A 17498-nucleotide genomic window follows, 5' to 3' on the forward strand; every position below is an offset into this window, starting at 1 on the left:
CTCAGGCCCGCACCGGGTCGCCGGTCCGGCGCGCGGCCCGCACGCCGTCGGTGAGTTCCTCGTGTTCGGCGCCGAGGGCACCGGTCAGGAAGAGCATCCGGGCCAGGCCGCGCTGGATCTTGCCGCTGGTGGTGCGGGGCACCGTGCCGGGGCGGACCAGCACCACGCTGACCGCGCCGGTCCCGAACTCCCGGGACAGCACGTGGCGGACGGCGGTGACCACGGCGGCGCGGGCCGCCGAGTCGAGGGACCGGGCCCGGCACTCCTGCACCACCACCAGTTCCTCGTGCGGCACCTCGACGGTGAAGGCGGCACCGACACCCCGGGACAGGCTCTCGTCCACGGCGCGCACCGACACCTCGATGTCGTGCGGGTACAGGTTGCGGCCGTTGACGATCAGCAGTTCCTTGATCCGGCCGGTCACGTAGAGCTGGCCGTCGCGCAGCAGGCCCAGGTCCCCGGTACGCAGGAAGCCGCCATCGCCGTCGGCCAGCTCGTTGCCGAACACCTCCCGGGTGGCCTCCGGGTTGGCCCAGTAGCCCCGCGCCACGCTGGTGCCACGTAGCCAGATCTCACCGATCCGGTCGGGCGGTTGCGGCAGCCGGGTGGCGGGGTCGACGATCCTGATGTCGAACTCCGGAGTGGACTCGCCGCTGCTGACCAGTTCGCGCACCGGCTCCGGGTGGCCGGCTCCGACCGGCGTCACGACGTTCCGTTCCAGTTCCTCGGCGTCGACGGTGAGCACCACCGGCGGGCGGCCGATGGTGGCGCCGCTGACGCTGAGCGTGATCTCGGCCAGGCCGTACCCGGGGCACATGGCGTCCGGCCGCAGCCCGGCGGCGGCGAATCGACTGGCGAACGCGGCCAGGGTGGCCGCCTGCACCGGTTCCGAGCCGTTCACCGCGCGACTCCACCGGGACAGGTCGACGCCGGCGATCTGCTCGTCGGTGATCCGCCGGGTGCACAGGTCGTACGCGAAGTTCGGTGCCGGGGAGATCTCGATGTCGTGCCTGTCGATCAGCCGGAGCCAGGTGCCGGGGCGCTTGAGGAACGTCGTGGCCGACATCCCGACGCTGCAACCGCCCCGCGAGAGTGGGGCCAGCAACTGCCCGATCAGGCCGAAGTCGTGGTACATGGGCAGCCATCCGCCGACGCGGACGCCCTCGCCGCCACCGAGGATCTCGTTGAACGCCCGCAGGTTGGGCAGCAGGTTCGCGTGGTCCACCACGACGCCCTTGGGGTCGCTGGTGGAGCCGGAGGTGTACTGCAGGAAGGCGATGGTGGACCCGTCGATGTCCGGCCGCCGCCATGCCGTCGCCCGCTCCAGGGGGACGTCGTCGAAGGCCAGGCACGGTACGTCGGACAGCCCGCACTCGGCCGCCCAGTCGCGGACCGCGTCGAGAGCCGCAGCGTCGGTGACCACCGCGGCCACCTGGGCGTTGTGCGCGATGCCGGCGAGCCGGTCCCGTTGCCGGCGATATCCGTCCGGCAGCGGGGCCGGGACCGGGATCGCACCGGCGTGCTGGACGCCGAGGAAGTTCTCGGCGAAGGCGGTGCCGGGCTCGTTCAGCACGAGCACCCGGTCACCCGGGCGGACGGTGCCGGCGAGCAGCACGGCGATCTGCCGGGCCCGGGCGGCCAGGTCGGCCCACGACACCGTGCGCACCTCGGCGTCGCCGGATCCGGGGTCCGCGTCGAAGATCAGCGCCGGTCGCTCCGGGTGGACGGCGGCACGCTCCTGCAGCAGGTCGACGAACGTTTCGTGGTCGGACATCAGGCGCTCCCCGCGGGTCGGTGACGTGCCGGACCCAGCGTCGCGCCGGATCCGGCATGTGCAGAAGGCTCGATCGAGCGGGCGGTTGGGGTAGCCGAACAGGTATGCCAGGCGGTCACGGCGTCTCCTGCCAGCCGCCGAGCCAGCCCTGCGCCACCCCGGCCAGACCGATGGCGACCAGCGCCGCCCGTCGTTCCACGGTCAGGCCGGCGGCGTCCGGCTCGGCCAGGCCGGAGGTGATCCAACTGGTCATCGCGGCCTGGGCGAGCCCCGCACCGACGGCTGCCGGGGGCCAGACCCCGTCCGCCTCGCCGCGGCGGACCGTCACCGCGTCCGCGCCTAGCAGGTAGCCGGCCGCCCACACCTCAAGGGCGAGTCGCCAATGGAGGCCCGAGGGCAGGCCGGTGACCCCGAGCAGGCGGTCGAACCCGTCCACCACCTGGTTCACGGTCAGCCCGACCAGGCCGCAGTGATCGGCCCAGTACCAGCCGAAACCGTGTTCGACGGGCTCCCCGGTGCCGGGGCGCAGCGGCCGCAACAGGCACCGGCTGCGATGCAGCTGCACGGTGTAGGGCAGCTTCTCGTCGGAACGGCACCGCCGTGCCAGGGCCTCCTCGGCGCTCGCGCTGAACTGCCAGTACGTCGGTGACAGGACCGGCGCGGGCAGGAAGACGGTGGCGTGGAACCGGCCCGGATGCCCGACGATCGTCGGGTCGAACCGGTGGTCGACCAGGTGCGGCACGGTCCCGACGACCGGGATGCCGGCCTCCCGGCAGAACATCACCACCATCTCGTCGTCGTCCTTGACGTCGTCCGGGATGCCGGCCAGGTAGTCGGCCAGTTCCCGGGCCACCCGCACCGGCAGGACGAACCCCTGGGTGGGGGTCCACTCGAACAGCGACAGCGGCGCGAACGGCCAGCCGGCGATCACCGCGCGACGGACCAGGTACGAGTTCTGCGGGCTGTCCCAGTGCGAGTAGAGCGAGATGCCGTGTTCCGGACGGGCCGCGATCGCGCGGTGGACCTGGGTGGCGAAGCTCCGGATCAGCCGGATGTCGTCCTGCAGCACCAGGTGGTGGGTGGCGCCGTCGGCGACGGCGCGCCAGGCCACCTTGGCGGTACGCAACGGGCTGGGCACCCCGTCCGGGTCCGGATCGGTGACCACCCGGGCGGCCAGCGGGGCGCAGTCGCGCACGAGCGATGGGATGCGCTCCCGCCGGCGCGGGTGGTGCATGATCGCCACGCTGAGCCGGATCTCGCTGGCCGTCACCGCGCTTCCGCGGCCGACAGCCCGGCCGGCACGACCGGCTCCCCACCGCGGGTCGCCGACCGGTAGGCCGCCTCGATCAGCGCCGTCGTGGTGACGACCTCCCGCATCGGCCGGTCCCAGCCGGTGCCCGCGGCGACCAGGCCGGCGAAGTCGGCGAACATGCCGGGGAACCACTCCTGGTGGGTCTGGTCCCGGTTCGGCGGGGCCAGGTCGGTGCGTTCCAGCCCGTCCGCCGTACGCACCTCGGCCATCCCGTCGTGCACGTCGGCCGCGCCGTCCGGGCCGCTGACCAGGTAGCGGTTCGACCGGGTGTCACTGACCCAGCTCAGATCGATCTCGCAGGTCCCGCCGTCGCCGAACTCCAGGTCCAGCCGGGCGGCCACGTCCATCCCGCCGGCGGCGTCGCCGTCCGCCCACTGCGCGACGCAGGAGACCGTCCGGGGCGCCTCGCCGAAGAGCTGGGTGGCCATGTACGCGCAGTGCGTCCCGTGGTCGAGCATGATCCCGCCCCGCGCCACCGAGATGTCCCGGCGCCAGTCCGGTTGCCATCCGGGCACCCCGCGCGCGTGCGAGTCGCGGGCGATCCGGAACCGGGCCCGCAACGGACCGCCGAGCCGCCCGTCGGCGACCGCGCCGCTGAGCACCCGCATCATCGGCGAGAAGCCGTAGTTGTGGGCGGGGTAGAGCAGCAGGCCCCGGTCCCGGGCCAGGTCGATCAGGTCGAGTGCCTCGTCGGTGCGGACCGCTACCGGCTTCTCGCAGATCACGTGCAGACCGGCGGCGAGCGCCTCGCGTTCCAGCTCGACGTGATGGTTCGGCGGGGTGCAGATGTCGACGGCGTCCACCGGCTGGGCGGCGAGCAGCTCGGCCAGCGTGGGGTAGGTGGCCAGGCCGGGGTCGAGCTGCCGGGCCCGGGCCCGCCGCTCCGGCGACGGGTCGAGCACCGCGACGACCCGGCCGGCGGTGACCGTACGGTAGGCGTGCAGTCGCCCTTCCCCGGCGGTGCCGAAACCGATGACGGCGATCCTCATGCCGGTACCTCCTCGAGGTGCTGGGGCGCCGCGCCGTCGATCAGGACGCGGCGGATGATCTCGACGGCCTGCTCGGCCAGCTCCGCGTCCACGTTCAGCGGTGGGTAGAGGCGCAGCGTGGTGCCTCCGGTCATCACCAGCACCCCGGCGTCGACCAACGCCAGGAACGTCTTCCGGAAGGTGTCCTTGTCCAGCGGCCGGCGGGACCGCTTGTCGGCGACCAGCTCGATGCCGATCGCGAAACCGGCGCCCCGGACGTCGCCGACGAGCGGGGACTCGTCGACGAGGGGCTCCAGCGCGGCCAGCATCTCGGCGCCGAGCTTGCCCACGCGGCTGGGCAGGTCCTCGTCGACGAGCACGTCGGTGGTGGTGGCGACCGCCCGGCAGGCCAGCGGGAACGCGCCGAAGCTGGACGAGCTCGCGCTCGGGTCGGAGAACGGGCTGGCGGCCATCAGATCCGCTGTGGAGATCACCCCGGTGACGGGGTATCCGGCGCCCATCCCCTTGCCGACGGTGACGATGTCCGGCGTCACCTCGTCGCGCATGAAGGCGAACGGTTCACCGGTACGGCCGAACCCGGTCATCATCTCGTCGACGATCAGCAACGCGTCGAACTCGTCGGCGACCGAGGCCAGCGCGGTCAGGTAGCCCGGTGGCGGCACCACGTTGCCCGACCGGCCCTGCACCGGCTCGACGACGAGCGCCGCCAGCGCGCCGGTGGAGTTCTCCTTGACGGTGTCCCGCACGGTGTCGACGCAGGCGTAGCCGCAGCTCGGGAACGTCATCTTCAGCGGGCAGTGGTAGCAGTTGGCGTACGGTGCGCTGAAATAGCCGGACGGCAACGGGCCGAGACCGGTCCGCGCCCCCGCGGTGAGCGCCAGGCTGCCGAGCGTCTTGCCGTGGAAGCCGCCCCAGAACGACAGGAACTCGTGCTTGCCGGTGACCGACTTGGCCAGCCGCAGCGCCGCCTCCACCGCCTCGGTGCCGCCGCTGTAGAGCTGGATCCGGTCCAGCGGCGGCGGCAGGAACCCGCGCAGCGACTCGGCCATCGCCCGGCGGCCGGCCGACCCGAACGCGCCGGCCGGCGCGGTGGCGAGCTCGGCGGTGAGGGCGGCGATCAGGCGCGGGTTGGCGTGGCCGATCGAGTTGACCCCGCCGGCTCCCTGGAAGTCGATGATCTCGTTGCCGTCCACGTCGACCAGGACCGCGCCGGCGGCGGACTCGACGCACAGCTGCGCCCAGAGCATGACCGCCTGCAGGCCGGGCCCGATCACCTCCTGCTCGGCGGCCCAGTGCCGGGCACCACGTGGCCGGTCGGGCGTACGCCCAAAACGTCGGCCGTCGCCTGAACTCTCTGCCATCGCTCCGCCTCTCGGGTGCGGCCGATCCACCGGTCACGCCGACCGCGGACCGCTTTCCGCCCATGCTCGGGATCCGGCGGCGGGCCCGGGAGCCTCCATCGGCCACGACGAATGGGCATGCCCGGACGGCTGACACGTCCGGGCAGCGCGGCACCGAGGCGGACGCGGTTAGCGTGGCGCCGTGACCAGCACCGTGCAGGACCTCATCGACGTGGCGGCGCAGTCCGCCGTGGACGCCGGCCGCCTGGTCCGGCAGCGGTACGGCGACCCGGTGGAGGTGTCCCGCAAGCAGGCCGCCCACGACGTCGTGACCGGGACCGACCTGGCCGCCGAGGAGTTGATCCGCGCCGCGTTGGGCGACGTCGGCGCGCGCTCGACGGTGGTGGGCGAGGAAGGCGGCCGACCGGACGGTGCCCCGACCGGTCCGGACGATCCGGTGTGGCTCGTCGACCCGATCGACGGCACCTACAACTTCGTCCGGGGCATCCCGTTCTTCTGCGTGTCGATCGGCCTGCGGATCGGCGGTCGTACGGTGGGCGGTTGCGTCTACGACCCGCTGCGTGAGGAGCTGTTCACCGCGGCGGACGGCCGCGCGTGGTTGAACGGCACTCCGCTGCCCACGCGTACCTCCGCGTCGTCGGCGCCGCCGCTCGTGCTGTGCGACATCCCGAACGCCGGGGGGCCGCCGTCCACCGCCGAGACCGACCTGCTGGCCGCGCTGCTCACCGCCGCCGCGGACGTGCGGCGGCTCGGTTCCTCCGCGCTGGCGCTGGCGTACGTGGCGGCGGGCCGGGCCGACGTGGCCGCCAACGCGGACGTCTACGACTGGGACACCGCCGCCGGGCGGGCGCTGGTCACCGCCACTGGCGGCGGTTACCTGAGTCATCCCGATCCGCTGCCGACCCGTCGGCGGGGCAGCTTCGTCGCATGGGCCCCGGCGTACGCGGCCCTCGGCCGCGCGGTCGGCGAGGCCCTGCGCCCCGACAGCCTCGCGGAGGTCGCGTGACACGCCGGCGTTTTCTGATCATGGGCGGCCTGCACCGCAGCGGCACCACCCTGCTGGCCGCGCTGGTCGGCACGAATCCGCAGGTGGCCGGGTTCCGGCAGACCGGCGCGCCGATGGACGAGGGCCAGTACCTGCAGACCGTCTGCCCCTACGACGAGCAGCACGGCGGTCCGGGGCGGTTCGCGTACGCGCCCGAGGCGCACATGACCGAACACCACGAGCTGGCCGGCCCGGCCACCGCCCGGCTGCTGCGCGAGCAGTGGGGCCGCTACCTGGATCCCGGCCGACCGGTGGTGCTGGAGAAGTCACCGCCCAACCTGCTGCGCTTCCGGTTCTTCCAGCGGCTCTTCCCGGGCTCCCGGTTCGTGCTGGTCATGCGGCATCCGGTGGCGGTGGCGATGAGCACCCGGAAGTGGACGCCGGCGCTCACCGTGCGGCAGCTCGTCGAGCACTGGCTGCACGCCCACGAGTTGGCCCGGGCCGACGCCGCCCACGTCGACGCGATGCTGACCGTCCGTTACGAGGACCTGATGGACGACCCGGACCGCACGTTGGGGGGCATCGCGGCCTTCGCCGGCCTCCCACCCGCCTTCGACGTCGGCGGCCTGGACCGGGACACGAACACCCGCTACCTGCAGGCCTGGCGGCAGGGGCCGGGGGCCGGCGACGACCTCGCCGACCTCACCGACCGGGTCGCACGGTACGGCTACCGGCTGCCCGCGCCCGCCTGAACCGGCTTCGTCTGAGAGGGGAGAACGGATGTCCCGGCTGCTCATCGTGCACGGTACCGGCGGACCGCGGCGCTCCGACGACTCGGTCCGCCGGGAGTGGATCGGCTCCGTCGAGGACGGTCTGGCGCTGGCCGGCTATCCCGCGGCGGCACCTGATGCCGCCCTGGTCAACCTCGACGCTCCGGATCGCGTGCCGGCTGTCGGCGACAGCGATCCGGCCGCCGAGGCCGCACTGCTGCGGCGCTGCTGGCAGGCCGCCACCTTCGACACCGAGGCCGGTGCGGAGCCGGTCGGCGTGGACGCGTTGGCCGGGCGGCTGGCCTGGTCCCGGTACTTCTGCGGCCTGACCGCCGAGGAGCTGACCGGAACCCTGCGTCAGGTGCTGGCGTTCGCCACCGGCGCGGCGGCCGGGCATCCCGCGATCGACGCCGTACGCGCCGCGCTCACCCCGGACACCGAGATCGTGATCGGCCACTGCCTGGGCGGGGTGGCCGCCGCGCTGGCCCTCGCCGACGCCGGTGCCGCCGCTCCCGCGTTGATCACCCTCGGCGCACCGCACCCCCCGGCCGTGGGGCCGCCCGCCTTGGGGCCGGCCGTCTGGGTGGATGTCGCCGACGTGCAGGACACGCTGCTCCTGGCGGCCGGGAGCGGCCCGGCCGGCGTCACCGGGAGGGTGTCACTCGACTGCGACCCTCGGCTGCGCGGCGCTCGCAACTATCTGGCCTCGCCGGAGTTCGGCAAGGTGCTCGGCAGCCTGCTGGAGACGTGCGACGGCGGTTGACCTCCGGAGCATGTCCGGAACGAGACATGGTCCTGGAAGGGGTGTGCCGCACTCCGTTTCGATGATTCGTGTGACTCCGAGTGAGAGGAGCGCGGTCATGACCGCGACGATCGTCGAACACCATCCGCACCGCGAGTCGGCAAGCCTGCGCATCGCACTCGTCATGATCAACGACATCCTGCGGGACGGTCTCAGCGTGGCGCTGCGCGGCCTGGCCCTGACCACGTCCGTCCGTTCCTACCGCTCGATGCCCGAGTTGCTGACCGAGGCCGTCGACAAGCGACCGGAAGTGCTCGTCGTCAACGCTGCCGACGGCGTCGCGGGCATCGCGGCCGCCGGGCTGATCGCCCCGGAGAGCAAGATCGTCATGCTGATCCACGACGCCCACGCCGCCGAGTCGGTGCTGGCCGACGGTGTCGTGGTGGACGGCTTCCTGCTCCAGCAGGACCTGTCCGGTCGCACCTTGGAGAACGCGCTCCGGGCGATCATGACCGGTGAGGTGCCGATGCCCGCCGTCCTGGCGCAGCAACTGCTGGCCCGGGCCGGCATCCGCCGTACGCCGTCGTCGATGGCGCCCATCAAGCTGACGCCGCGCGAGCACGAGACGTTGTTGCTGCTCGTCGAAGGGTTGAGCAACAAGCAGATCGCGCGACGCCTCAAGATCTCCGACCACGGCGCGAAGCGGCTGGTGGCAGGGGTGCTGCTCAAGCTCGGCTGCACCAATCGGACGTCGGCGGTGGTCACCGCCATCCGCTCCGGCCTGGTGGAGTGCGCGTAGCGCGAGCTTCCGCGCCGGCGCGCGGGACCACGAAGGTGGCGGCACCGGAAGTGGTGCCGCCACCTTCAGGGTTCCTCAGACCGCCTGTCGTAGCGGCGGCCGCTCGTAGAGGCCGTGCGCGGCCAGCTTGATGCCGAGTTCGAGCCGGCTCCGGGCACCTACCATCTGCATGATCTGCGTGACCTGCCGCTGGACGGTACGGGTGGACACGGCCAGCGCCCGCGCGACCACGTCGTCGGTGGCGCCGCCGGACAGCCGCCGCAGCACGTCACGCTGCAACGGGTTGAGCCTGCCGTGCAGGTCGCTCACGTCCGCCCGCGCCTCGGACCAGTGGTGGTGGAAGATCGTCGTCAGCGCCTGCACAGCGGTCGGCGATCGTACGGCCAGCGGTGACGCGGCCCCGCCCCGCGACACGATCGCCAGGTTGCGGTCCAGCACGACCATCAGAGTGGGCGAGTGCTTGCCGCTCCGCACGTCGGCCCGGACGCCCAGCAGGGCCCGCAGCCGGGCGCCCCGGTCCAGCAGGGTCTCCCCGGCCACCACCGCGCGCACCCGGGCGGCGCCGGACCATCCCGCCCGGTGCGGCCAGGCCCGGCCCGGCTCCTGATCGGACAGCAGCGCACAGTTGGCGGGTATCAGCGCGAGCACCTCGTCGCGCGCGGCTCTGATCACCCGCGCCGCCAGGCGCCAGCCCGCAGCCTCGGCCTCGACGACCGTCGGCTTCGGTTCCACGGCTTCGTTCTGCATCAACTCTCCCCCGAGTTGCCGTCGCACGCACGTGGTCATGCGACAAGCGGACAGTGATTGAAACGTAGCGATGGGCGAACGTCGCGGGTACCGGGGAATCCCTCCCTCGCCCAGCCGGGTTTCACCGGCTCACCCCCCGGACGGGCCTAGGGTCCCCAGCCGGCGGAGGTGTTCGACCGGAGGTACATCAGCACCGCCCGCACCCGCCGGTGCACACCCTCCGACGCGTCGATCTGCAGCCGCTCCAGAATGCTCGTCACGTACGACTCGATGGTCTTGCTGCTCAGACGCAGACGGTCGGCTATCGCCCGGTTGGTGAGCCCCTGCGCCATCAGCGCCAGCACCTCCTGCTCCCGGACGGTCAGGCGGTCGATCCGGCCACCCGTCCGACGCCGGGCCATCAGCTCCTCGACGAGGGCCGGATCGATGACCGCTCCACCGCTCGCCAGCTCACGCAACGCGGTGACCACCTGCTCGACGTCGAGGATGCGCTCCTTGAGCAGATATCCGACGCCACCCTCACCCGAGTTGACGATCGCCAGCGCGTACTCCGTCTCGATGTGCATGGAGAGGACCAGCACCGCGATGCCGCTGTAGTCCCGCCGGATCCGCTCGGCGACCGCCAGCCCCTCGGTGGTGTAGGTCGGTGGCATCCGGATGTCGACGATCACCGCGTCCGGGCGGTGCCCGGCGACCGCGTCCAGCAGTTCGTGCGCGTCCTTGACCGCCGCGAGCACCGTCATCCCGGCCTGCCGCAGGAGGGCTGACAGGCCCTCCCGGATCAGCACCGCGTCGTCTGCGATGACGATGCGCACGGGATCACCGTCCGCAGCGTCGTGCCGACACCTGGTCGGCTCTCCCACTCCAGCCGGCCGCCGAGTGCCTCGGCGCGGCGGCCGAGGTGACTCAGGCAGTCTTCGTCCTCAAGGGTCCGGGTCGAGCCGGAGCCGTCGTCGCACACCTCCAGGTGCAGGCAGTTCTGCTCCATCCGCATCCGGATCACCACTGTCGAGGCGCCTCCGTGCCGGACCGCGTTCGTCAACGCCTCCGCCGCGACGAAGTAGGCGGCTTCCGCCACCTCACGCGGAACCAGGCGGGGCCGGCCCTCGATCCGCACCGTCACCGGCGTGTTCGTGGTCAGGACGGCCAGCGCCTCGTGCAGCTCACGCCGCTCCAGCGCGGGCGGACGCATCCCGCGGCTCAGCAGCCGCAACTCGGTGAGTGCCATGGCGAGTTCGGTGACCGCCGCGTCCAGGTGGGCGTCCGCCTCGGCGGTGTCCCGCATCGTCCGCCGCGCCATCTGCAACAGCAGGGTCGCGTTGACCAGCCGTAGCTGCGCGCCGTCGTGCAGGTCCCGTTCGATCTCGCTGCGCGCCCGGTGCCGGCCGTTGCGCGCCTCCTGCTCGTATCGACGTTCCCAGAGCGCGGCGTCGGCCCGCCAGCCGCGCGCCTTGGCCAGCAGCACCAACGGCGGTATCAGGATCTGCAGGACCACACCTGCCGCATTGCTCACCAGCCAGGCCGGATGGGACGGGGTGGTGAACAAGGGCACCATCGCTGCGGCGCCCACCTGCAGGCAGAGCAGGACGCCCGGGAGCACGACGATCCGCTGCGCGCCCTGCCACCGCCTGACCAGGTGGACGGCGAGCCAGATCGCCACCACCGTGACCACCAGCCGCGCGACCACCGGCTGGTACGGCGCGGCGGCCCAGCCCGGTTCGGGAAGGCAGGCCAGGCACGGGTCGATCGCGCCGGCCGGTGCGGTATAGCTGTCGATGACCAGCAGCGGCAGCCCGCCGAGCGCGACGGCCAGCAGGACGCGGTCCGCCCGGTTACGCGTACGGCCGCGCGGCTGGGTGACCAGGATGGCCACCAGGAGGGTCCAGATCAGCGGGTGCGCGACGGCGGCCACTCCGGTGCCTGTCTCACCGTGCAGCGGCCCGGCGCTGCGGGCCAGCCACACCATCGCGACGGCGAAGAACAGCATGCCGGTCAGCGGGTTGGCGGCCGACCCGATCAGGATCATCCCGGCGGTGCCGTAGGAACAGACCAGGGCCAGAGCGGTAGCGACGAAGAGCGTGGTCTCCGGATCACCGGATTGGATCACCCGAACCGCGGCGACCAGGCTCCCGCCCAACATCACACAGACCAGCATCGCGACAGCCGCGCCCCGCAACGCTGGTCCCGCGTCGACTCGGCTGACTCTGCCGGGCATCGCAAGCCGGACCAATCATCCCTCCGCGGTCGGTAGCCGATGGGAGCCGACCAGCGGACGGTGGTGAACCGATGAACGGTCGCTCGACGGTCGCGACACGATCCCTGAAGATGACCAGACCGCCCGAATCGATCTCCTCGATCGGCGTCAATACTATCGCATCGCCGATTAATCGGGGGCCGGTAAATCGTAAAAGAGATTCCGCAAAAGCGGTCATTACTCACCCACAGCCGCCGTAGCGGCCCCAAGCGCTCGAACCGGACACCGCCGAGCCGTAGCCCGATATCACCTATGATTCTGAGGGTATTTACCTTCCGTTCGGAACAGCAGGTCGACGCACTCCTTATCCGCCCTGCCCCGGTCGCACGGCATCGCATTCCACCCTGCGGGCACGCTTCGGCGATGGAGCAGGTGGACAGACCAGCAGGCGATCCGCCGGGCGGAGGCGACGACACATCCCGGCAATCAGGATAATTGTCGTCCACTCCCCGGAAACAGGCCCCGCGCATACCACCTGCGGCCAGATGTCGGGGGCCCGACACAATAGAGGGACCTCGGCGGGCGATCCCCGCAAGGCGTGATCGGAAACCCGACCCGCCCGCAATTCGCCTGGCCATCCGCCGCATGGAGCCGAACTGCACGTCCGAAAGGCGACACTGTTCCGAGCACGACTCGCGACTGCGGCTCTCCGGGAACGGCGGACAGCATCGATCGAGACGAGGCACTAGCGTGACGCATCGATCGAACGAGAGGGAGGCGATCATGGCGAATCGGCGCGCGGTACTCGCACCGGGACGGGGCTACGACACCCGGGGGCCGCTCTTCGTCTACATCGGGGAGGCGTTGCGCCGGCTCGGTTTCGAGGTGCACGAGGTGACCTGGCGGTCGCTGGGCGAGCTGCGCCTCGACAGCGCGCCGGAGTGGGTCGCCGAGCAGCTGGACCCGGTCCTCGACGCCGGGGTGGACCTGCTCGTGGGAAAGTCGCTCGGCAGTTTCGCCGCGCCGCTCGCCGCCGACCGGGGCATCCCGGCGGTCTGGCTGACGCCGCTGCTGACCGACCCCGCCGTACGGGAGCCGCTGGGCCGGGCCACCGCGCCGTTCCTGCTGGCCGGCGGCACCGGCGATCAGGTCTGGGACGGCGCGGTGGCGCGCCGGCTCACGCCGTACGTGGTGGAGGTCGCCGACGCCGACCACGCGATGATGGTGCCCGGACCGCTGGCGGCCTCGGCCGAGGCGCTCGGGCGGGTCTGCACCGCGGTGGAGGAGTTCGCCGCCGGCCGTTGACGGGTCAGCGGCGACCCCGTCGCGTCCACACCACCGCCGCCACTGCCGCGATGAGCGGCAGCAGGCAGCAGAGCGTCAGGACGAACAGGTGCCACGGCTTGATCGCTCCCATGTGGCGAACGATAGGCGTCGCTGTCCACGCCCCGCTACGCGGAGGCTCGGGCGGCCTTGCCGTCCAGCCACAGGGTGTCGGTGTCGTCACGATGGGATCCGGTGGTTCCGACGTGCCTGGCGCTGATCGTCGGCCCGTTCCTGATCACGTGGACCAGCGCCATCGCGTGTCCCCGGCCGAGTCCGTACTCGTCCTTCAGCCAGCCCACGATCACGGCGGCCTTCACGTCGGCGGCGTCGTAGCCGCGTTCCCTGGCCTGGTCGACGAGCGTGCGCGGGGTCTTGCCGGTCTTGTCCTCGATCGCGTCGAGGTATGCCTGGAAGGACATCTGCCCAACCCTTCGCTCGGGAGGTGGTGACGACTCCAGCCTCCCGGGCGGGGCGGCGCCGATCAACGACGGACCGGGCCACCGTCGTTGCCTCCAGGGCAACGATCGCCGTCGGGCGGGACGCCGGAGAGCCCGGCCCGCGTGGTCGCGGGCCGGGCTCTCCAGATCTCGGGGTACGCGCTCAGCGCTGGAGGGTGAGCAGTCCGGGTCGGTAGGGCAGGAGGCCGTAGTCGCCGCCGGAGTTGGGGGAGCGGCCCTGGTAGAGCAGTTGGAGGTTGCAGGGGTCGACGGTGAAGGTCTGGTCGGCGGTGGTGCGGATGAGTTCGCCGTGGCTGATGTCGTTGGTCCAGGTGGCGCCGCTGTTGGCCTTGCCGGCGAACGGGTTGGACTCGGTGGCGGCCTGCGGGGTCCACGATCCGCCCAGGCTGGTGGCGGTGAAGGAGCGGAAGTAGCGGCCCTGGGAGCCGATGGCCTCGACGATCATGAGGTAGCGGGTCTGGCCCTGGAGTTTGTAGACCTGCACGGCTTCGAACAGGTTGTTCGTCGAGTCGCTCATGATGGTGGTGTAGTTGGAGCCGAAGCTGCCGGGGAAGTTCCCGATCGGCATGCTGGAGCGGTAGATCTTGCCGTTGTCACCGGCGAAGAACAGGTACATGTTCTGGTCGTCGGCGATCAGGGTCTGGTCGATCGGGCCGGTGCCGGAACCGGAGATGCTGCCGGTGAACAGCGGCTGCGCCGAGGACCACCCGTTCGGGTTCGTCGGATTCGTCGAGGTGCGGTAGGAGAACGCGGTCGGCCCCCACTGGTAGGCCAGCACCCAGATGTTGCGCGGCGCGAAGTAGAACAACGTCGGCGCCACAGTCCCCGACGACATCGCGTTCTGCGACGCCGAAGCCATCTGCGACCAGTTCGAGAACAGACCGAAGTTCATCGACCCCCACGACGACCCGGTGTCGTGCGTGGTGGCGTAGACCAGGTGCTGCCCGTTGTACGGCACCACCGTGAAGTCCTTCAACGACACCCACCCCGAACGCGGCTGCGCCAACGCACCCGTCGACGACCACCGGTACGACGACGGCAGGTTGCACGTACCGCCCGGCGGCGGGGTCGTCGGAGGCGGCGTGGTGGGGTTGCCGCCGCCACCGTCCACCCGGACGAGCTGCCACTGCTGGTTGGCGCCGTTCCAGTCGTCGTACTGGACGATGTTTCCGCCGTCGGCGGTCGAGGCGCCCTGCACCTCCACCACCTTGTTGCTGTTGCGGTTGATCAGCCGGACGTAGCCGCTGTCGGAGTCGGCCAGCCGGAACTGCTGGTTGGTCCCGTTGAGGTCGGAGTACTGCACGATGCTGCCGCCGTTGGCGGTCGACCAGTTGTAGACGTCGAGCACCTTGCCGGACAGCCGTGACTTCAGCCGGTAGTAGCCGCCGCCGGAGTCGACGAACTGCCACTGCTGCTGGTTGCCGTTGTTGCGAGACCACTGCACGATCCGCGCGCCGTCGTTCGTGGCCAGGTTGTAGACGTCGAGCGCCTTGCCGCTGTTGCGGTTGACCAGGACGTACCAGGCGTTCGTGTCGACGCTCGCGGCGGCGGCGGGCGCGGACACGGCAGCCACCGCGGCGGCGCCGACGAGGACCGCGGTCGCGCCGGACGCGACGACTCGCGGCAGCCATCCGCGCCGTCGCGGCGGCGACACCGTCGATGGGGACCTACCGAATGCAAACATGTTCCTCCCTCTGATCACATGTTGTGAGCGCTAACAATTCGTCGTAGCGCACTGATCCCACACCCGGCCTGCCACGCGGCCACCCGCGCCCGCCCGGTGGGCCATCGATGCCGCCGTCCCGTGCCATCGACTGTGAGCGATAACACGTCGTTCGTCAAGTCGTAACAGTCGATGGACCGGGGAGCGCGCCGTCGGGGGACCATGTCAGCTTCTCGACCCAGCACTACCGCCGCCCGCACCACGGCCCGACAGTGCACACGGCTGGAGGGGGTGGGGGAATTGGGGCAGCCGGCGAACGAATCCGTCATGATCCGGGACTGGTTCAGCGTGCCGCGGGTGCCCGCCGAGGACCGGGTCGCGGTCTTCGGCGCACGTACCCAGGACCCACGGGTGGAATTCGTCGCGCTGACCGTCAAGTACTGGATGGACGCACACGCCACACGCTCGATGACCCGCGAGCGCGTGCTGGCCGCGATGACCGGCCGCATCACTCCGGAGAACGTCTGGGACCTGGTCTCGATGCTCGCGCGACTGCGACTGGCCGAGGCGTTCTTCGACCTGGCCGCCTCCGACGTCGACTCCGACGGCACGTTCCGTCGCTACCTGCTCGGTCTCGACCCCGCGCTGCTCGACGCGATGCGGCACTACGCGGCCTGGAACGGGATCAACCCGAAGCTGTTCCTGGACGGCTTCGCCGTCGGCGTCGGGGAGTCCGTGGCGACGGTGGTGGTCGACCTCGGCAAGCTCGTGCACTTGATCGGCCGCCTCCAGCAGGAGCAGTTCACCACGCTCATCGTGCTCACAGTCGACCCCCGCGCCGGTGTCCAGCGCCTCGCCGACCAGGCCACTGTCGTACGCCAGGCGCTGGCCGGCATCGTCGCCGCGCTGGACCCGACCACGGTTCCGGAACGGCTGCTGGCGCTGTGGCGCGGCTGGGCGGCCGAGTTCGCCCGGCACCTGGAGAACCTCGACCCGTTCGCCGCCGGCCGCCTGCTCGGCCGCGTCGCCGGCGACCTCTATCAGGTGCTCACCGGGCTGGTGCATCTCGCCCGGCTGCTCGGCGGCGTCGCGGTCCGCGCCGCCGTCCGGTACGTGCCGCTGCTGCTCGCGGGCGCCCGGGAGGCGCGCCTGCTGACCGCCCGGACGGCCGCGCTGCTGGTGGCGATCGGCCGGGCAGCGATCCTCGCCGCGCCCCAGGTGGGCCTCGCGATGCTGCGGACGCTCTTCCCGCCGAAGGTGCTCGACGCGCTGTTCCGGCAGGGCCGGATGCTGCTCGCCGACGCCGAACTCACACTGACCCTGTTCAACCAGGCGGCGCACGCCGAGGCGTTCGCCGGCGCCGGGGCGGGCACCCGGCTCGGCGCGCTGGTGAGCCTCGACGGCCGGCCCGTGCTGATGGCGAGCATGTCGGAGACGGTGTCGTCGGCCGGCCGGGCCGCGACCCGCGCCGAACTGAACGAGGCGCTCGACGAGATCATCAAGCGGGTCGAGGACCTGCGCGAGTTGACACCACCGAAGACACCCCGGGACATCCGGGCCGCCGTCGTACGCGCCGCCGTCGCCCGGCAACTGGAGCAGCGGCTGACCACCGCGTTCAACAGGGCGCTCCAAACCGTCGCGTACGAGGAGTACCGCGCGTTGCGCAAGGCCGGGCAGGCGCAGCCGTGGCGGCTCGGTCAGCAGGTGCACCGGCGGATGGCCGCCGAGGTCGCGCAGCTCGCCGGCCGGTCACCGGGCCTGGAGCCGTTCGCGGAGAAGTCGCTGGCGACGGTCGTCGAGGCGGTCCGCGCCGCCCACCCGGAGCTGGCGCCCGCGCTGCGCGGCTCCGAGACGGTGCTGCGCCGGACGGTCGCCCAGATGCTGCTCGGCCACCCGGACCGGGATCTGCTGCTGCGCCTCGTCGGGTTCACCGGCAACCCGGCCGCGACCGGCGCGGAGAAGGCGCTCGCCGGCCACCTCGCCGAACGGTTCCGGTGGAAGGCGTCGACCACTGTCGGGGACCTCCGCTCCGACCTGCTGCTCGTCGACCCCGAGGCGGCCCGCGTCACGAACGTCGACTGGACCTCCTCGACGAAGCTGGAGCGCTTCGAGAAGACCTGGGGGATCGTCGCCGACGACCTCGGGGAGACGTTCGACGGGCGCTGGGAGGCCGTCGCGGAGGCGTACCAGCGGGCCGCGAAGGGCGGTGTGCCGGCGGAGGTCGTCGCCGGCCTCGACGAGCTGACCGCGCACGCCGTACGCGAGACGGTCGTCCGCCAGGCCGCCCTCAGCCAGTTGTTCCCCGGGTTCTTCGTCACCTCGCACGAGATGGCGTACCGGGGCCTGCAAGCCCTGTTCAACCTGCCGCTGTAGAGGAG

At 71.8% G+C, this 17498-nt stretch carries 15 protein-coding genes; 6 read left to right on the forward strand and 9 right to left on the reverse strand.

Annotated elements, in window-relative coordinates:
* Position 1 precedes the first annotated feature (1 nt).
* From O7546_RS27890 to O7546_RS27905, 4 genes are all read right to left on the reverse strand, one after another.
* Positions 2–1774 (reverse strand): fatty acyl-AMP ligase, encoded by a 1773-nt coding sequence (locus tag O7546_RS27890; RefSeq protein ID WP_281600218.1) that lies wholly within the window; start codon positions 1772–1774, stop codon positions 2–4.
* Positions 1775–1889: 115 nt separating this feature from the next.
* Positions 1890–3044, reverse strand: a complete 1155-nt coding sequence (locus O7546_RS27895; RefSeq protein ID WP_269697811.1) for a hypothetical protein — start codon at positions 3042–3044, stop codon at positions 1890–1892.
* Entirely contained in the window at positions 3041–4075 is a 1035-nt protein-coding gene (locus O7546_RS27900; protein ID WP_194803451.1) for a Gfo/Idh/MocA family oxidoreductase, read from the reverse strand. The genes O7546_RS27895 and O7546_RS27900 overlap by 4 nt, the downstream gene beginning before the upstream one ends.
* On the reverse strand, positions 4072–5436 hold the full coding sequence (locus tag O7546_RS27905) for an aspartate aminotransferase family protein (RefSeq protein ID WP_281600219.1): 1365 nt from the start codon (positions 5434–5436) through the stop codon (positions 4072–4074). The genes O7546_RS27900 and O7546_RS27905 overlap by 4 nt, the downstream gene beginning before the upstream one ends.
* 181 nt (positions 5437–5617) lie before the next feature.
* Here O7546_RS27905 and O7546_RS27910 point away from each other — a divergent pair, with 181 nt between their 5' ends.
* The 4 genes from O7546_RS27910 (at position 5618) to O7546_RS27925 (ending at position 8732) form a co-directional block, all read left to right on the forward strand.
* Positions 5618–6442: an inositol monophosphatase family protein gene (locus O7546_RS27910; RefSeq protein ID WP_281600220.1), complete on the forward strand. Its 825-nt coding sequence runs from the start codon at positions 5618–5620 to the stop codon at positions 6440–6442.
* Positions 6439–7173 (forward strand): sulfotransferase, encoded by a 735-nt coding sequence (locus O7546_RS27915; RefSeq protein WP_194803454.1) that lies wholly within the window; start codon positions 6439–6441, stop codon positions 7171–7173. The genes O7546_RS27910 and O7546_RS27915 overlap by 4 nt, the downstream gene beginning before the upstream one ends.
* 28 nt (positions 7174–7201) lie before the next feature.
* Entirely contained in the window at positions 7202–7954 is a 753-nt protein-coding gene (locus O7546_RS27920; protein ID WP_194803455.1) for a hypothetical protein, read from the forward strand.
* Positions 7955–8051: 97 nt separating this feature from the next.
* Positions 8052–8732 carry a response regulator transcription factor gene (locus tag O7546_RS27925; protein WP_194803456.1) on the forward strand — a complete coding sequence of 227 codons (681 nt, stop codon included), beginning with the start codon at positions 8052–8054 and terminating at the stop codon, positions 8730–8732.
* Between the two features lie 75 nt (positions 8733–8807).
* On the opposite strand, the gene O7546_RS27930 is transcribed toward O7546_RS27925, so the two are convergent.
* From O7546_RS27930 to O7546_RS27940, 3 genes are all read right to left on the reverse strand, one after another.
* A complete protein-coding gene (locus O7546_RS27930; protein WP_194803457.1) occupies positions 8808–9479 on the reverse strand; it encodes a LuxR C-terminal-related transcriptional regulator in 672 nt (223 codons plus the stop codon).
* A 146-nt stretch (positions 9480–9625) separates the two neighbouring features.
* A complete protein-coding gene (locus O7546_RS27935; protein WP_194803458.1) occupies positions 9626–10294 on the reverse strand; it encodes a response regulator transcription factor in 669 nt (222 codons plus the stop codon).
* Positions 10261–11619 (reverse strand): histidine kinase, encoded by a 1359-nt coding sequence (locus tag O7546_RS27940; RefSeq protein ID WP_228533084.1) that lies wholly within the window; start codon positions 11617–11619, stop codon positions 10261–10263. Before O7546_RS27940 ends, O7546_RS27935 begins: the two co-directional genes overlap by 34 nt.
* Positions 11620–12456: 837 nt before the next feature.
* Between O7546_RS27940 and O7546_RS27945 the strand changes: the two genes are divergently transcribed.
* Entirely contained in the window at positions 12457–12978 is a 522-nt protein-coding gene (locus O7546_RS27945; RefSeq protein ID WP_194803460.1) for an alpha/beta hydrolase, read from the forward strand.
* A gap of 146 nt (positions 12979–13124) precedes the next feature.
* Here O7546_RS27945 and O7546_RS27950 read toward each other — a convergent pair whose 3' ends face one another.
* Complete coding sequence (locus O7546_RS27950) at positions 13125–13418, reverse strand: DUF4287 domain-containing protein (RefSeq protein WP_194803461.1); 294 nt, start codon at positions 13416–13418, stop codon at positions 13125–13127.
* 181 nt (positions 13419–13599) lie between these two features.
* Positions 13600–15141, reverse strand: a complete 1542-nt coding sequence (locus tag O7546_RS27955; protein ID WP_281600221.1) for a non-reducing end alpha-L-arabinofuranosidase family hydrolase — start codon at positions 15139–15141, stop codon at positions 13600–13602.
* Positions 15142–15447: 306 nt separating this feature from the next.
* Between O7546_RS27955 and O7546_RS27960 the strand changes: the two genes are divergently transcribed.
* Positions 15448–17493 carry a hypothetical protein gene (locus O7546_RS27960; protein WP_269697816.1) on the forward strand — a complete coding sequence of 682 codons (2046 nt, stop codon included), beginning with the start codon at positions 15448–15450 and terminating at the stop codon, positions 17491–17493.
* The last annotated feature ends 5 nt before the right edge of the window (positions 17494–17498 follow it).

It is taken from the genome of Micromonospora sp. WMMA1976, assembly GCF_027497335.1.
Taxonomy (GTDB): domain Bacteria; phylum Actinomycetota; class Actinomycetes; order Mycobacteriales; family Micromonosporaceae; genus Micromonospora; species Micromonospora aurantiaca.

What these genes read in the sequence shown, in the direction of transcription:
- O7546_RS27890 (WP_281600218.1), bottom strand. Translation starts at nt 1,774, where the DNA reads ATGTCCGACCACGAAACGTTCGTCGACCTGCTGCAGGAGCGTGCCGCC.
- O7546_RS27900 (WP_194803451.1), bottom strand. Translation starts at nt 4,075, where the DNA reads ATGAGGATCGCCGTCATCGGTTTCGGCACCGCCGGGGAAGGGCGACTG.
- O7546_RS27905 (WP_281600219.1), bottom strand. Translation starts at nt 5,436, where the DNA reads ATGGCAGAGAGTTCAGGCGACGGCCGACGTTTTGGGCGTACGCCCGAC.
- O7546_RS27920 (WP_194803455.1), top strand. Translation starts at nt 7,202, where the DNA reads ATGTCCCGGCTGCTCATCGTGCACGGTACCGGCGGACCGCGGCGCTCC.
- O7546_RS27925 (WP_194803456.1), top strand. Translation starts at nt 8,052, where the DNA reads ATGACCGCGACGATCGTCGAACACCATCCGCACCGCGAGTCGGCAAGC.
- O7546_RS27930 (WP_194803457.1), bottom strand. Translation starts at nt 9,479, where the DNA reads ATGCAGAACGAAGCCGTGGAACCGAAGCCGACGGTCGTCGAGGCCGAG.
- O7546_RS27940 (WP_228533084.1), bottom strand. Translation starts at nt 11,619, where the DNA reads ATGTTGGGCGGGAGCCTGGTCGCCGCGGTTCGGGTGATCCAATCCGGT.
- O7546_RS27945 (WP_194803460.1), top strand. Translation starts at nt 12,457, where the DNA reads ATGGCGAATCGGCGCGCGGTACTCGCACCGGGACGGGGCTACGACACC.
- O7546_RS27950 (WP_194803461.1), bottom strand. Translation starts at nt 13,418, where the DNA reads ATGTCCTTCCAGGCATACCTCGACGCGATCGAGGACAAGACCGGCAAG.
- O7546_RS27955 (WP_281600221.1), bottom strand. Translation starts at nt 15,141, where the DNA reads ATGTTTGCATTCGGTAGGTCCCCATCGACGGTGTCGCCGCCGCGACGG.
- O7546_RS27960 (WP_269697816.1), top strand. Translation starts at nt 15,448, where the DNA reads ATGATCCGGGACTGGTTCAGCGTGCCGCGGGTGCCCGCCGAGGACCGG.